This is a genomic window from Streptomyces sp. NPDC001880 (assembly GCF_053594575.1).
In genome coordinates, this window is record NZ_JBSFET010000070.1 from 18,406 (window position 1) to 33,041 (window position 14,636).

Here is a 14,636-nt window from a genome sequence, read left to right on the forward strand (position 1 = left end):
GTCAGTCGCCCTTCGTGAGGATGTCGCGCGGGTTGAGGCGCAGGACCCGGATGCCGGGGACGATCGTGGCCAGGGCTGCGATACCGAGGCCGGTGGCGCCGACAGCGCCGATGTCGCCCGCGCCGAGCTCGATGTTGATGGTGTCGATGGGCTCGACCTCCGGGGTGTCCTCCTTGTTGGCACCGCCAGTGGGGTCGGTGAGGTCCTGCCCAGGGCCCTGGTCGGCGACGGAGGCCCTGGCGGAGGAGACCTGGCCGGAGAGCAGCTGGTCGCCGACGCCCTGGGCGATGAACTGACTGCCGGCAGCGGCGAAGCCGATCGCCAGGAACGCGCAGGCGACCACCTCCACCAGGTGCTGGCCGAGCAGCTTGCGCTTCTTCTCGCCGAGGGAGAGCAGAATGCCCATCTCCTTGCGGCGTTCGCGCATGTTCGAGGCGATGATCAGGGCGAGAATGACGGTGCCCGCGACCGCGACCAGCCACACCGTGAGGGAGGCGAAGTCCGCCGTCTTGTTGATCGGGCCGACCAGGGTCTTGTACTGCCTGTCGTTGACGCTCAACGGGAAGATCTCGAGGTCGGCACCGGCCGACTCGGCGTCCTTCTTGAGCCGGCCCAGATCATCGGGGTTGCGCAAGGTGAAGGTGGCCGACTGGACGGTCCCGCCGTCAGCGCTCAGTTCCTTGCCGTCAAGGCGGGTCGCGCCGTCCGGAGTGACGTAGATCTGGTTCGAGGGCGCCTGCATCGGCGGTACGTATGTGCCGGGGTCGGCAGTGCTGTTCTTGTAGATGCCGACGACGACGAAGTCGGTTTCCTTGGTGCCCAGCCTGCCGTCGGGGTGCTGGATGTTGGCGTTGAGCTTGATCTTGTCGCCGACCTCGAGGTGGTTGTCCTTGGCCACCCGCTCCTCGATGACGACCATGTCGCTCTTGCTGTCCGGCGTGATCCCGGAGCCGGATACGATCTTCGAGTCGCCGTTGCGGAAGTCCTTGACCGAGTTCAGATGGCGGACACCGTCCGCCTTGAAGAAGTCCGCGGCAGTGGTGTCCTGGCCGGGCGGTGGCGGAACCGGCTGATGGAGCTCGACCTGGTCCGTGGGGGCCGCAACGCCGTCCTTGGTGTAGTTGCACCCGGCCAGGACCGACGACTCGCAGATCTTGTCCACGAGACCGCGGCGCAGATCGGCATCGGCCCCGATCATCCCGGGTTGGCCGTCGTCGCCCCCCGAGCCCTTGCCCGCGGCCAGGTAGGCGTTCAGATCCAGCTGCATGGTGGCCACCACGCCCACGCTGCTCTTGGCCGACTCCGCGGCGCGGGCCGCGGCGGACTGGATCAGGAACCCGGACAGGACCAGGGTGCAGATGACGAAGAACAGACCGATGAGCATCACTGTCTTGCCCAGATGGCCCCGAAGGCGCCACCAGGCTCGCTTGAACAGATTCATGGCCCTCACGCTAGGAGGACGGAGTTTTGAGGGATGTTTGCGCGCGGGCTGTCGCATCAGGCGTCTCATACATGGATCAAAGGCGCCGTTTGGTATGACGGACTCGGCAGGCATCCGATATGGGCGGCTGCCTACCGGGAATGGATCGTCGAATCAATGAAAAGCAAAGGTTGTTGCGCGTGCGGGTGCTGGTGGTCGAGGACGAGCAGTACATGGCGCGGGTCCTTGAGATCGGGCTGCGCAGGGAAGCAATCGCGGTCGATGTGGTGCACGACGGAGCGGCCGCCCTGGAGCGGCTCACCGTCTACGACTACGACGCGGTGGTCCTCGACCGGGACCTGCCCGAGGTCCATGGCGACGAGGTGTGCCGACGGATCGTCGCCATGCGCCTGGAGTGCCGCATCCTCATGCTGACTGCCGCCTCACGTCTCGGCGACAAGGTCGAGGGCCTCGGCCTCGGCGCCGACGACTACCTGGCAAAACCCTTCGATTTTCCCGAACTGGTCGCCCGGCTGCGGGCGCTGTACCGCCGTAGTCCCATGGCCCATTCCCCAGTCCTCACCTTCGCCGATGTGCAGCTGGACACCCACCGCCGCCGGGTCACCCGCGCGGGCACCGAGATCCGCCTCACCCCGAAGGAACTCGCCGTCCTGGAGCTGCTGATGCGCGCCGACGGCGGTGTTCTGAGCGCCGAGTATCTCCTCGACAAAGCCTGGGATGTGAACACCGACCCCTTCACCAACGCGGTCCGCCTAGTGGTGCACACCCTGCGCAAGAAACTCGGCGAACCCCGGCTGATACACACCACGATCGGCGCGGGCTACTACATGGGTACCGCATGAGACGGCCCGGAGACAGACCGCGCAGGCACGCGCCGAGGCAGCGGACACTGAGCATCCACGGTCGGCTCTTTCTCGGCTTCGCCACCGCCCTCGGGGTGTGTGCCGCGCTGATGGTCGCGATCATCTACGTCGGAATGCGCTTCCTGCCCACGTACGACTTCAGCAGGACCGTCGTCGCCCCGGACGCACCCTTCCGGCCCGCGTCCGCCGCCCCGACCGCGGAGCCCCGCCCCCCGGCCGGCCCCACCCCGGTCCAGGGCCAGAGGATCGATCACCTGGGCAGCATCTCCAGCAAGGAAGACGTCTGGAACACGGTCCTGCTGGTGTCCGCCGGCGGGGTGCTCCTGGTCATGACTCTCGGCCTCGGCACCGGCTGGCTGCTGTCCAAACGGCTGCTCGCCCCCCTGCACACCATCAGCGAAGCCGCGGCCAGGGCGGCGGAGGGCAACCTGACGGAACGTATCCACGCCCAAGGCCCGGAAGACGAGCTCAAGCAGCTGGCCGACACCTTCGACACCATGCTGGGCCGCCTGGAGCAGTCTTTCACCGCACACCAGCGGTTCGCCGCCAACGCCTCCCACGAACTGCTCACCCCCCTGGCCACCACCCGGGCCGCACTCCAAGTAGCCGCCGACGCCCCGACCAGCGAGGAACTCGCTGAACTCACCCCGCTGCTCCAGGAGACCAATGAGCGCAACATCAGCGTCGTACGGGCCCTGCTCGATCTTGCCGCCGCGGACCACGCCCCCTTCGACCCCGACCCGGTGGACCTCGCAGGCCTCGCAGAACGGGCCGTCGTCGCTCGCGCTGAACAAGCGGCGGCGAACGGAGTCCGCCTCACCGTTGACACCGAACCCGACTGCGAGGTCATGGGCAACGCCGTCCTCCTGCGGCAACTGATTCTCAACCTCCTCGACAACGCCCTCACCCACAACGTCAAAGAAGCGGGCTTGGTCCACCTCGCCGTCACCCAGGACGAGGCGTCGGCAGTGGTGGAAGTGGACAACACCGGCCCGCACGTCGACGACGCGGTGGTGGACCGTCTCTTCGAGCCCTTCTACCGGGCACATTCCCGGGTCGGCAGCGACCGCTCGGGCCACGGTCTGGGCCTGGCAATCGTCCGCTCGATCGCCACCTCCCACCGCGGTACGGTCACCGCGACCGCGAATCCCACCGGCGGGCTCACCCTGCGGGTCGAGCTTCCGACGTCGCACAGCTCCGGGGGAGGCCCCGGCAGATCGTAGCTGTCGGCGACAAGCAGGGCCCTTCGCCCAGGGAGAGCGATTACCCATCCAAGGGCTCCATCGGTGCAGACGACGCCGTCGGCCGCCTGCGGGCCCTTCGACCGCATGCAAGCGCAAGTCCGAGACACGTAAACGGCGTTCCTGCACACTACGGCGGAGTCCAAGTAGGTGCTTATGATCCCTGGCCGTGAGGTGTGCACACCTGGATGATCTTTGGTGTGGGGGTTGGTGGGACGGCTCGGCGGTATTGCCGGGAGTGTCACCCTCACGCCCGTGTCGACGGGCAGCGCGTGCCGCTTCCGGCCGGAGCAGTCCCGGCTGGTCGGTGACGTGGTCAAGACACGCGGCCGCCTCACCTACCAAGAAGGGAAACGGGGAGCGGTCGAGGTGACGGCGGACGTCACCTTCGTTTATCCGGTCACCCGGCAGGCGACGGCGGGCGGGACGCCGAGGTCGTCCGTACGATCGTGCGACGCCAGGTGGTGATGAGCTGGGACGACCCGGCCGAGGTCATCACCGAACCAGGCACGATGTCCCTCGTCTCGTACGCGCTCGACATGACCAACGGCGGCTGCTCCGCCCCGACTGGCTACTTCGTGCCACCCTTCGGAACGGCTGACGAGCGGCCCGCCGGCGGGTCCCGCCAGGTCGATCCGTACGATCGCAGCATGCCGATCGACACGAGCAACGGCACGACGGCCACCGGCAACAACTGCGCGACCGCCACCCGCTCCTAGCGTGATGCGCCAGAAGCCCTGAGGGTTAGTCGGTTTCGGCGTCCAAACCGTGGGGCCTGGGTGCCGTGGCCGTCGGGCTACGACGCTACGAGAAAGTGGGCGACGCCTTCGCCAGATTGCCCTCGTGGACCTCCAGCCACTCCCGCAGGTCCCCGCAGCCAGTGAGCCCCCGGCCCGGATAGTCCACCCGGTAGCCGTTCACGTTGCCCGGCAGACCTGTCTCCAGGCACTGTGCGGCATAGGGCATCGTGAAGGCGATGCCGTGGGAGTTCTCCCGCACCGCCTCGCTTTCATGGCTCTGCAGGATCACCGCCGCCGAATTCGCCCTCGCCGCCAGGTCGTCGGTGCCCGCCGTGAGTTCCCCGACGATCGCCGGATCACGTCGGGACTTCGCGTCCAGCCTTTCGAAGCGCTGCATCAGGAGGCGCATGCGGGTGGAGGACTGGATCAGCTCGCCGTATCGGGTCACCTGCTCACGCGCCCGGTCCCGGCCCTGTCGGCCGTCCACCTCGTTCCTCGTCGCTTCCAGGACGCTTGCCGCCTGTCTCTCTCCCGTCTCCAGAACGCCCTGTGCCTGGAGATGCCCGGCCATGACCGTGCCGATGACGGCTGCGAGCCCGACGTACGTGGGCGCGCGGACCCGAAGGTGATTACTCAACTGCGTTACCACCAGCATGAATTGACGGTACCTCCCAGGTGTGACGGCCACAGGCGGGACAAGTTCCGTCTCGCGTTCTCCGTCCGCCCGAGGACCCGGCCGAATCCGCGCCGACCCTCTCCTCGGCATCATGCCAAGCCTGCCCACGCGTCGGCTCCGAACGTGCCCTTCACGTCGGAGGCGATGGTGGTGGCGTCCACTTTGGCTTGCAGGGCGTACACGGTCGTCTTGCGTGCGCTGCGGACGCTGAGGTGGACTGGGCTGTCGCCTGGGTGGTCCGTAAGGATGCGCTTCAGTTCTCTGACGGACTGTGCGGTGATCCGGTGGGCGGGGAGGGCAAGCTTCACGGGGGGTTTCCCGCCGTGCTCGGCGTAGGACACGTCCAGTACCGCAAGTTCTCTGCCGAAGACGTTCACGGTTCCGTCCCGGTCTTCGATCCTGCCCTTGACGGAAATGACGTTGTCCTCGGCCAGTGCGTGCTGCACGAGCCGGTAGGCAGCGGGGAAGAAGAGGACCTCGATGCCGGCATCGCGGTCCGCGAGGTGCACGATGGCCCAGGCGTTGCCCTGTTTGGTCGTCTTGAGCTGGATGCCGATGATCAGCCCGGAGAGTTGTACGTCCCCGGTGGTGCGGCCGGAGGCGAGCAGTTCGGCGATGGAGCAGTCCCGTGCGCCGGAGAGGATGTGCTCGGCGCCGTCCAGGGGGTGGGCGGAGACGTAGAGGCCGAGCATTTCGCGTTCGGTTGCCAGCAGCTGTCTGCGGGGCCACTCCGATCCGTCGATGGGGAAGTCGAGGCCGAAGGCCAGTTCGTCGCATCCTGCGCCGCCCAGGTCGGCGAAGAGATCGTCCTGTCCGAAGCTTGCCGCCTTCTTCACGGGGATGATTGCGTCGATGGCGTCCTCGTGGATGGCGGTGAGGCCCTTGCGGGAATGCTCCAGGGAGTCGAAGGTGCCGGCCTTGATCAGGGACTCCACAGCTCTTTTGTTCAGTGCCGGCAGGTCGGCCTTGCCGAGGAAGTCGGAGAAGGAAGTGAATTTCCCTTTCCGGCGACGGGCGTCGACGATGGCGTCGATGACGTTGTCGCCGACGTTGCGTACGGACCGCAGCCCGAACCGCACGTCGTCGCCGACGGCGGTGAACTCGGCGACGGACTCGTTCAGGTCGGGCTGGAGGACCCGGACGCCGTTCTTGCGGGCGTCGGCGAGGTAGATCGCGGCCTTGTCCTTGTCGTCGCCGACCGAGGTGAGCAAGGCGGCCATGTACTCGGCCGGATAGTTGGCTTTGAGGTAGGCGGTCCAGTAGGAGACGAGGCCGTAGCCGGCGGTGTGCGACTTGTTGAATGCGTAGCCGGAGAACGGGAGCATGACGTCCCACAGGGCCTTGACGGCTTCCTCGCTGTACCCGTTGCCGCGCATGCCGTCGTGGAACTTGTCCCACTCCGCGGCCAGCACCTCCGGTTTCTTCTTGCCCATCGCACGGCGCAGCAGGTCGGCGCCGCCGAGGGTGTACCCGGCCAGTTCCCGGGCGATGGCCATGATCTGTTCCTGGTAGACGAGCAGGTGGAAGGTGTTGCCGAGGATCGGCTCCAATGCGTCTCGCAGCTCGGGGTGGATCGGGGCGATCTCCTGACGGCCGGTCTTGCGGTGTGCGTAGTTGGTGTGCGCGTTGGCCGCCATGGGTCCGGGCCGGTAGAGGGCGTTCACCGCGGCGATGTCCTCGAACCGGGTGGGTTCCATCTGCTTCAGCAGTACGCGCATGCCGCCGCCGTCGAGCTGGAAGACGCCGAACGTGTTGCCCTCGGCCAGCAGCCGGTACGTCTTGGCGTCGTTCAGAGGGATCACGCTGGTGGACGGGTCGTCGTCCAGAGGATCCACGGTGGCCAGGCTGATGCCCCGGTTCTCGCGGATGTTCTCGATGGCCTGGTCGATGACCCCCAGGTTCCGCAGCCCCAGGAAGTCCATCTTGATCAGGCCCATGGCTTCGCAGGACGGGTAGTCGAAGCCGGTGATCTTCACGCCGTCCGAGGCACGCATGTGCAGCGGGATGCGGTCGGTGAGCTTGGTTTTGGACAGGATCACCGCCGCGGCGTGCACACCGGTGCCGCGGGTGAGGCCCTCCACCCCCCGGGCGGTGTCGATCACCCGCTTCACATCCTGCTCATTGTCATACATCCGCCGGATCTCGCCGGCCTCGCCGTACCGCTCGTGTGAAGAGTCGAAGATGGCAGCCAACGGGGCGGACTTGCCGTTCTGGTCCGGCGGGAGCGCCTTGGTGATCCGCTCGCCGTGGGCGTAGGGGTAGCCGAGGATGCGCGAGGAGTCCTTGATCGCGTTCTTCGCCTTGATCTTGCCGAACGTGTTCACCATGGCGGTGTACTCGTCGCCGTACTTCTCGGTCACGTAGCGGACCATCTGGTCGCGCCGGCGGTCGTCGAAGTCGAGGTCGACATCCGGCGGATTGATGCGTTCGGGGTTCAGGAACCGTTCGAAGAGAAGACCGTGTTCCAGGGGGCACAGCTCGGTGATGCGGGTGGCGTAGGCGACGACGGAGCCGGTCGCCGAACCCCGTCCCGGGCCGAGCGGAATCTTGTTCTCCCGGGCGTGGCGGCAGATGTCCGCCACGACGAGAAAGTAGGAGCTGAAGCCCATGGGGCCGATGACCGTCATCTCGGTCTCGAAGCGATCCAGGATGTGTTGGGGGACCGGTGCGCCGTAGCGCATCACCAGACCCTTGAGGACTTCCTTGCGCAGCCACGACTCCTGCGTTTCGCCTTCGGGCACGTCAGGGAACTGCGGCATCTCGTCGACGTAGTCGAAAACCTCGTCGTACGACTCGATGCGCTCGGCGATCAGCAGTGTATTGTCGCAGGCTTCCGGCAGTTCCGAGAAGAGGCTGCGCATCTCGGCGGCTGTTTTGAGGTAGTAGCCGGAGCCGTTGAACCGGAAGCGGCCAGGGTCTTCCTTGTTCTTGCCGACACCGATGCACAGCAGGCTGTCGTGCGCATCGGCTTGGTCCTCGGTGACGTAGTGCGCGTCGTTGGTGGCCAGGAGGGGGATGCTCAGTTCCCTGGCCAGACGCAGCAGGCCCTCACGGACCTCACGCTCGATGTCCAGGCCGTGGTCCATCAGCTCCAGGAAGTAGTTCTCGCGGCCGAAGATCTCCTGGCAGGCTGCGGCGGCAGCCTTCGCCTCGTCGTACTGGTTCAGCCGCAGGCGGGTCTGGATCTCGCCGGAGGGGCAGCCGGTGGTGGCGATGATGTCGTCCGGCCGTTCAGCGATCAGCTCGCGGTCCATGCGCGGCTTTCCGGCAGGGAACTGGCCCTCATAGCTGGCCTGAGTGCTGAGCCAGAACAGGTTCCGCAGGCCCTGGCTGTTCCGTGCCCACATGGTCATGTGAGTGAAGCGGCCGCCACCGGAAACATCCTTCGCCCCCTCACCGTCCTCGCTCGTGGCGCGACGGCCTCCCGGCCCCCAGAACTCCTGCTTCCGGACGAACCGAGAGGAAGGCGCCACGTACGCCTCGATGCCGATGATCGGCCTGATCCCCTCGAAGTCCTTCGCGACCTGCGCGAACTCGTAGGCGCCGAACATGTTGCCGTGATCGCTCATGGCGATCGCAGGCATCCCCTGCCGAGCCACCTCGTCGAACATGGGCTTGAGCTTCTGCGCGCCGTCCAGCATCGAATACTCGGTGTGATTGTGCAGGTGAACGAAAGAATCCGGCACGTGCGGGTCGCCTCCGGGGTGAGCAGGAAGCCCCATCGCGGCCCAAATCGCGATGGTGGCCTTACTGGTGGCCGACCGCACCGCCATCGGCAGATGGAGGGACGGCCCGACCTGTCGCGGTGTGGTCATGCCGACGGGACGGCAAATGGGTCGCACCGCCGGTGAACGCGATCAGCCCGAGCCATTGAAGTGCGGGCCCGGCAGTCACCTGGCCGCCAGCAGCACTCCTCCTGCCGTGCTGCTTGCAAAACCACAGGTTGACCAGAGACATCAAAGCGAGCTTGGCACACCTGAATCAAACAACCGTTTCTCTGATCAGACTCAACTATTGGTTGTCTGAATAGGATGGTCGGCATGGACCTCACCGCCGTGCGAACCTTCGTCATCTCCGTGGACGCGGGACAATTCCAAGAAGCCGCCGCCAACTTGTCGATCAGCCCACAGGCCGTCTCCAAGCGCATCGCCGTGCTGGAGAAGGACCTCGGTGTGCAGCTGTTCAGCCGTACGGCGCGCGGAGCCCGGCTCACCATCGATGGGCAGGCGTTCCTGCCTTACGCCCGGGCCCTCCTCCAAGCCGAGGAAAGGGCAGCGGCTTCCGTGCGGCCGGGGCGCCGGGCATTGCGCGTCGACGTGATCGGCCGCCGGCTCTCACTGGCGGGGCTGCTGCGCGACTTCCACCGTGCGTATCCCGAGACGGATCTTGATGTCGTGACCCTGTTCGACTCCGACACGGCCATCGCCGCAGTCCGGTCCGGCATGATCGACGCGACCTTCCGCGCCGTGACCATGCCAGGCCGGCAGCTCCCCGACGGTGTCGAGGCCACTCCGGTCTTCGACGAACCGCTGCACCTGTTCACCGGACCGGCTCACGAGTTCGCCGCCGCCCGCGCGATCGCTCTCACCCAGCTCGCCGGGCGCCGCATCTGGATGCCCGGCAACATGCCTGGCACCGAGTGGGCCGCCTACTACGACGAACTCGCCGCCACGTTCGGTCTCACTATCGACTCGGTCGGCCCCAACTTCGGCATCGAGTCCCTCCTCGACACGATCGCGAACTCCGCGACGCTGGCGACATTCATCAGTGAGCAGACCCCACTGGTCTGGCCTGCCGGCCACGACCTGCGGCGCATCCCCCTGCACGACCCGACCCCGGTCTACCCCCACTCACTGATCTGGCGGATCGACAACCCGCACCCCGCCCTCACCGCACTGCGTAACCACCTCACCTCCGCCTACCCGGGCCGCCCCGAGAGCGGGACCTGGACACCACAGTGGTCCCGAGCGCGTCGTGCTTGAGTCGTGGGGGAGTGGGGGAAGGCGTTCAGGGGCGGGGAGCGGCTGGGGTCTGCGAGCCGGGGTGTGCCGACGAACCGTCCTCGGGGAGGGCCCCAGCGCGGGGCCGGCCATGTCCGGCCGGCCGATGGTGTGGTGGCGGCGAACCGGGGCATCAGGCACTCCGGTATCGGCATGCAGGTCGGCTGTGGAAGGAGGGCCGGCGCACCGCAGCCGCCATCCTGCTGTGGTGTGCCGTTCAGGATTTGCGGAGGGGCGGTCAGGTTCCTTGCCGCAGTGGGCCGATGAGGGTGCCGGTGGCGACCTTCAGCCTGCCCTGAGCGAAGGATGTGCCGGGAATCTGCCCGTCCGGGGCCTGGAGCGTGAAGGACGCCTCGTCCGCGGGGACTTGGCGGGCTTCGTTGGGGACCTGGATGTCGAAGTGGACCGGGTGGCCGGGGCCGAAGGTCACCGCGGTGCGCTGGTCGCCGTAGCGGCCGGCGGTGATCCGGGTCTGCGAGCCGTGGTCGGAGAACCGTACGTCGGTCGGCGAACCGGCCAGTTCGCAGGGGTCGTACCCGCGCGGCGCGGTCAGGGTGACGCGGTAGTGGTGGTGCCCCGCACTGGCAGGCGCATCTGTGATCTTCGCGGTGTGGTTGGCCGGACGGCATGCGGAGGGGGCGGCGCCGCTTTCCGACGCAGGGGAAGCCAGCGCTACTGCGGGGGCCGCGGTGGCCAGCAGCATCGCGGTGAGGATGAAGGCGGTCTTGCGGTTGGTACGCACGAGCACTCCTTGCCTTGCTCGGTGGCCCTGCGGGTGTTCTCCGCCGGAACCATGGTCTGTATGACCTGTGCCCATTGCACTCTCGGGGAATGTCCCAGGGCCGTCACGGCCATGACGGCAACCCAAGCAGGGCGGACCGGGACGGCGGCCTGTAAGGTAGCGCGCCCGCCCGTGCCGGGGAGACCCGCGCTCATCTACGTATACGTATTCCGCTTCCGCCCTGGACGAGAAGGGCACGTCAACATGTCATCAAATACTCTTGTTTTGTGCTTCATGACCTCTATAGGTTCACACTGAAACAGTCGCAAAAATGAGTGGAGCGGATGTGCGCCCCCAACAAGACCTGTCCATAGCCGAGTTATCCGGCCGGCGGACGGTCTGCTCCTTCCCCGCAGGACTCCCGGGGCTGATCAGGGAAGCGTCCCGGACGAAGCCCGCGGCCGTCGCCGTCGAGTGCGGCGACGAGAGGCTGACTTACGCGCAACTCGAAGCCTGGTCCGACGAGTTAGCCCGTACGCTGCGAGCCGAGACACCGCCAGGACTTCCGGTGGCGGTGGCCGTTCCGCGAAGTATCCGGTTGCCCGTGGCTCTGCTCGGCATCTTGAAGGCAGGGCATTCCTACCTCCCCTTGGAAGCGGACGACCCCCCGGAGCGGCTGCGCCGCGTACTCGATGTATCGGGCAGCACTCTGGCCCTCGTCGCTGACGCAACACAGGGCCGGCTGGCTGCGCAGGGGCTGCGCACGCTCACACTGCCCGCCCACTTCGAGGGCCCGGCAGCCGGGGAAACGGAATGGGACTCCTTACACCCGGTCTCCGACGCGCAGCCCGTCTATGTGCTGTTCACGTCGGGATCTACCGGCACTCCCAAGGGAGTCGTGCTGCCGAGCACCGCTCTCGCCAACCGGCTGGTGTGGATGCGCGACACCTACGGGGTCGGCCCGGACGACCGCGTCCTGCAGAAGACACCCGTCACCTTCGACGTTTCGGGTTGGGAACTGTGGCTCCCCCTCATCTCCGGCGGCACCTGCGTCCTGCTGCCACCCGAGGAGCATCGCGATCCCGGACTCGTGGCGCGTGCCATCCGCGAACAGGGCATCACCCACTGCCATTTCGTCCCCACCATGCTCCGCGAGTTCCTCCGCCACCGTGATTCGGCACGGTGTACCTCCCTCCGGCACGTCTTCTGCAGCGGTGAACCGATGCCGGTCGAAGTGGCGCGTGTGTGCGTGGACACCATTCCCGCCGCCCTGCACAACCTCTACGGCCCCACCGAGGCCGCCATCGACGTCAGCCACTGGACCAGCCCGGCCTCGGCGCGGGAAATCGACCGTGTCCTCATCGGCCGGCCGATCGACAACTGTGTACTGCTCGTGGTCGGTGAGGACGGCGAGCCGGTTCCCGACGGCGACGAAGGGGAGTTGTGCATCGGGGGCATACCACTGGCCCTGGGCTACCTCAACGATCCCGCACGGACCGCCCGCGCCTTCGTGCCCGCACCACCGGGGTCCTCCGTGGACCGGCTCTACCGGACCGGCGACCGGGTACGCCTGATCGACGGGAACCTGGAGTATCTGGGACGGACCGACGACCAGGTGAAGATCCGGGGGCAGCGCATCGAACCGCAGGAAGTCGAACACCACCTGCGCTCTCATCCGTTGGTGGACGAAGCCGTGGTGGTGGCGGTCCGGCTCGGGGAGGACACCGAACTCGTGGCGTGGATCCGCGTGGCCGAGGCCGATACCTCCCTTCGCGAGCTCTCCGCCGTCCTGCGCGCATACCTCACCCCCGCTCTGCCCTCCGCGTACCTGCCCGGGCACTACCTGATGCTCGATGAAGTCCCCCAGACCGGCAGCGGCAAACTGGACCGGACAGAGCTGCGATCGCGCGCCGAACAGCAGCTCGGCGCCGGGCGGACCGTGCCTGCCTCCCCCTCCACCGCGCCGGACGAGCGGCCCCTGCTCGCGGCCCTGCTGCGGGAACGCAACGCCCGTACCGTCGCGAGCAAGCCCCGCGAAGAGACTCACTGACCAGAAGGTCAGCCCTCACCTCGGTGCCATGCACCCCCAATTTTCTTCATCTCTGCCCGTCCGAGGCGCCCTCGCGCCCATGAGGGCGTATCCCCACGCGTCACGGGCGCCGCCCACCCACGGCGCTCTCGAAGATCTGGAGCCATTCCCATGCCGGTCGATTTCCCGCAGCAACCGCAGGCCGAGGAGTGTTGCCCTCCCCGGACGGTCCACGACCTGGTGGCCCGCCAGGCCGCCCACCGTCCCGAAGCCACAGCCGTGATCGCGGGCGAGCGCAGAACGAGTTATCGGGAGCTGCTCGCCCTCGCCACGCGGATCAGCGCGCTCCTCCCGACCACTCCGTGGGGCAGAACCGGCATCTGCCTCGGTCGCGACGAGCGCACGGTGGCAGCCTTCCTGGGAGTGTGGCGGGCCGGCCGCTCCTGCGTGGCCCTCGACCCCGCACTCCCGCCGTCCCGGCTGACGCACATGGTCCGCTCCGCCGAGATCAGCGAGGTCCTCACCACCCCCGAACTGGCGCCCGTCGTCGCGGCGGCGGGTGCACGCCCCCTCATCGTCGACGACGCCCCGCACCAGGGCGTTCACGACAGCCCCGCACCGCACCCGGCGCGAACCGTGCGCGAGGAGGCGTACGTTCTGTTCACCTCCGGCTCCACGGGCACCCCCAAGGGCGTGATCATCGGACACTCCTCCGTCCTCGCCCTGATGGAATGGATGACACAGACGATCGAACCCGCGCACCTGCGTGTGGGTCTGGCGACCGCGTCGCTCTCCTTCGACGCCTCCATCCACCAGATCTTCGGCCCGTTGTGCGCGGGAGGCAGCGTCGTCCTCGCCGATGACATCCTGGCGCTCCCCGACCTCCCCGCGCGGGACGAGGTCAGCATGATCAGCGCCCCTCCCTCCGGTCTCGCGATGCTGCTGGAGCGCCCGTTGCCGCCGGGCGTGCGGCGGGTCAACGCAGGAGCGGAACCGGTGCCCCGCCCTCTTGTCGACCAGCTCTACGCACAACCGGGGGTCGAAACCGTCGTCAATCTCTACGGGCCCACCGAATGCACCGTCTTCTGCGCCACGCACCCGATAGGCCGTGACGAAACGGGCACGCCACCCATAGGTACGGCCGTCGCCGGCTGCGAGCTCTCGGTGCGCGATTCCCAGCAGCGCCCGGTGCCGGACGGCACCGCCGGCGAGCTGTGGGTCGCCGGCCCGCTGGTCGGCCTCGGCTACCTGGGATCCCCGGAGGCGACGGCGGCGAGCTTCGTCCCCGATCCCGCCGCGCCCGGCGGCAGACGGTACCGGACAGGGGACCTCATGCGCCGCACGAACGGTGTGCTGCACTACCTCGGACGCCTCGACGAGCAGGTCAAGGTGCGCGGCTTCCGCGTCGAGCCCGGTGACGTCGAGGCGGTCCTCGCGACGCTCCCGGGCGTGCGGCACGCCGTTGTCCTCGCACCCGTGGACCAAGGGGGAACACGGACTCTGCACGCGCATGTGGAGACCGCCTCAAATGGCTCTCCTGCTCCCACCGAAGGGGAACTCCTCCGCCTGCTGCGCGCCCGCCTCCCGCACTACCTCGTGCCGGCCCGTGTGCTGGTGACGGACCGGCTGCCGCGGAGCAGCAACGGCAAGGTGGACCGCAAGGCCCTGTCCGCCGTGGCCCCTCCCAGCAGCACGACGGAACCGGGCGAGCGCCCCCGGCCGGGAGCGGAGACACGACTCGCGGCGATCGTCGGCGAGGTGCTCGGCATGGACCGGACGGTGGGCCGCACCGATCGTTTCGACCTTCTCGGAGGACACTCCCTGGCCGCGGCGCGAGTCCTCGCCCGAGTTCGCGCCGAATGGGGAGCGGCGGTCTCCTTGGGGGACTTCCTCACCGAGCCGACCGTGGCGGCACTGGCCGAACT

General features: G+C 67.6%; 9 protein-coding genes and 1 pseudogene. 6 read left to right on the plus strand and 4 right to left on the minus strand.

Features of this window, described 5'->3' with window-relative positions; genetic code table 11:
- Position 1: 1 nt before the first annotated feature.
- A complete protein-coding gene (locus tag ACWCQ6_RS27520; protein ID WP_451093605.1) occupies positions 2–1,441 on the minus strand; it encodes an ABC transporter permease in 1,440 nt (479 codons plus the stop codon).
- A 179-nt stretch (positions 1,442–1,620) separates the two neighbouring features.
- On the opposite strand from ACWCQ6_RS27520, the gene ACWCQ6_RS27525 reads away from it, so the two are divergent.
- From ACWCQ6_RS27525 to ACWCQ6_RS27535, 3 genes and pseudogenes are all read left to right on the plus strand, one after another.
- Positions 1,621–2,283 (plus strand): response regulator transcription factor, encoded by a 663-nt coding sequence (locus ACWCQ6_RS27525; protein ID WP_451093607.1) that lies wholly within the window; start codon positions 1,621–1,623, stop codon positions 2,281–2,283.
- The gene (locus ACWCQ6_RS27530) at positions 2,280–3,527 is read left to right on the plus strand and encodes a sensor histidine kinase (protein WP_451093609.1); all 1,248 of its coding nucleotides are present in this window, start codon (positions 2,280–2,282) and stop codon (positions 3,525–3,527) included. The genes ACWCQ6_RS27525 and ACWCQ6_RS27530 overlap by 4 nt, the downstream gene beginning before the upstream one ends.
- A gap of 294 nt (positions 3,528–3,821) precedes the next feature.
- A pseudogene (locus tag ACWCQ6_RS27535) lies at positions 3,822–4,264 on the plus strand (hypothetical protein); the annotation flags it as partial.
- 85 nt (positions 4,265–4,349) lie between these two features.
- Here the strand turns inward: ACWCQ6_RS27535 and ACWCQ6_RS27540 are convergent.
- Both ACWCQ6_RS27540 and dnaE read right to left on the minus strand, forming a co-directional pair.
- A complete protein-coding gene (locus ACWCQ6_RS27540) occupies positions 4,350–4,940 on the minus strand; it encodes a hypothetical protein (RefSeq protein ID WP_451093611.1) in 591 nt (196 codons plus the stop codon).
- A 110-nt stretch (positions 4,941–5,050) separates the two neighbouring features.
- The gene (dnaE, locus tag ACWCQ6_RS27545) at positions 5,051–8,647 is read right to left on the minus strand and encodes a DNA polymerase III subunit alpha (RefSeq protein ID WP_451093613.1); all 3,597 of its coding nucleotides are present in this window, start codon (positions 8,645–8,647) and stop codon (positions 5,051–5,053) included.
- A gap of 354 nt (positions 8,648–9,001) precedes the next feature.
- Here dnaE and ACWCQ6_RS27550 point away from each other — a divergent pair, with 354 nt between their 5' ends.
- Positions 9,002–9,943 (plus strand): LysR family transcriptional regulator, encoded by a 942-nt coding sequence (locus ACWCQ6_RS27550; protein WP_451093615.1) that lies wholly within the window; start codon positions 9,002–9,004, stop codon positions 9,941–9,943.
- A 256-nt stretch (positions 9,944–10,199) separates the two neighbouring features.
- On the opposite strand, the gene ACWCQ6_RS27555 is transcribed toward ACWCQ6_RS27550, so the two are convergent.
- Entirely contained in the window at positions 10,200–10,703 is a 504-nt protein-coding gene (locus ACWCQ6_RS27555) for a DUF4232 domain-containing protein (RefSeq protein ID WP_451093617.1), read from the minus strand.
- Between the two features lie 310 nt (positions 10,704–11,013).
- Here ACWCQ6_RS27555 and ACWCQ6_RS27560 point away from each other — a divergent pair, with 310 nt between their 5' ends.
- Positions 11,014–12,732, plus strand: a complete 1,719-nt coding sequence (locus ACWCQ6_RS27560; RefSeq protein WP_451093619.1) for an amino acid adenylation domain-containing protein — start codon at positions 11,014–11,016, stop codon at positions 12,730–12,732.
- Positions 12,733–12,882: 150 nt separating this feature from the next.
- Positions 12,883–14,636 (plus strand): non-ribosomal peptide synthetase (locus ACWCQ6_RS27565; protein ID WP_451093621.1); only part of this gene is annotated, 1,754 nt, incomplete at its 3' end.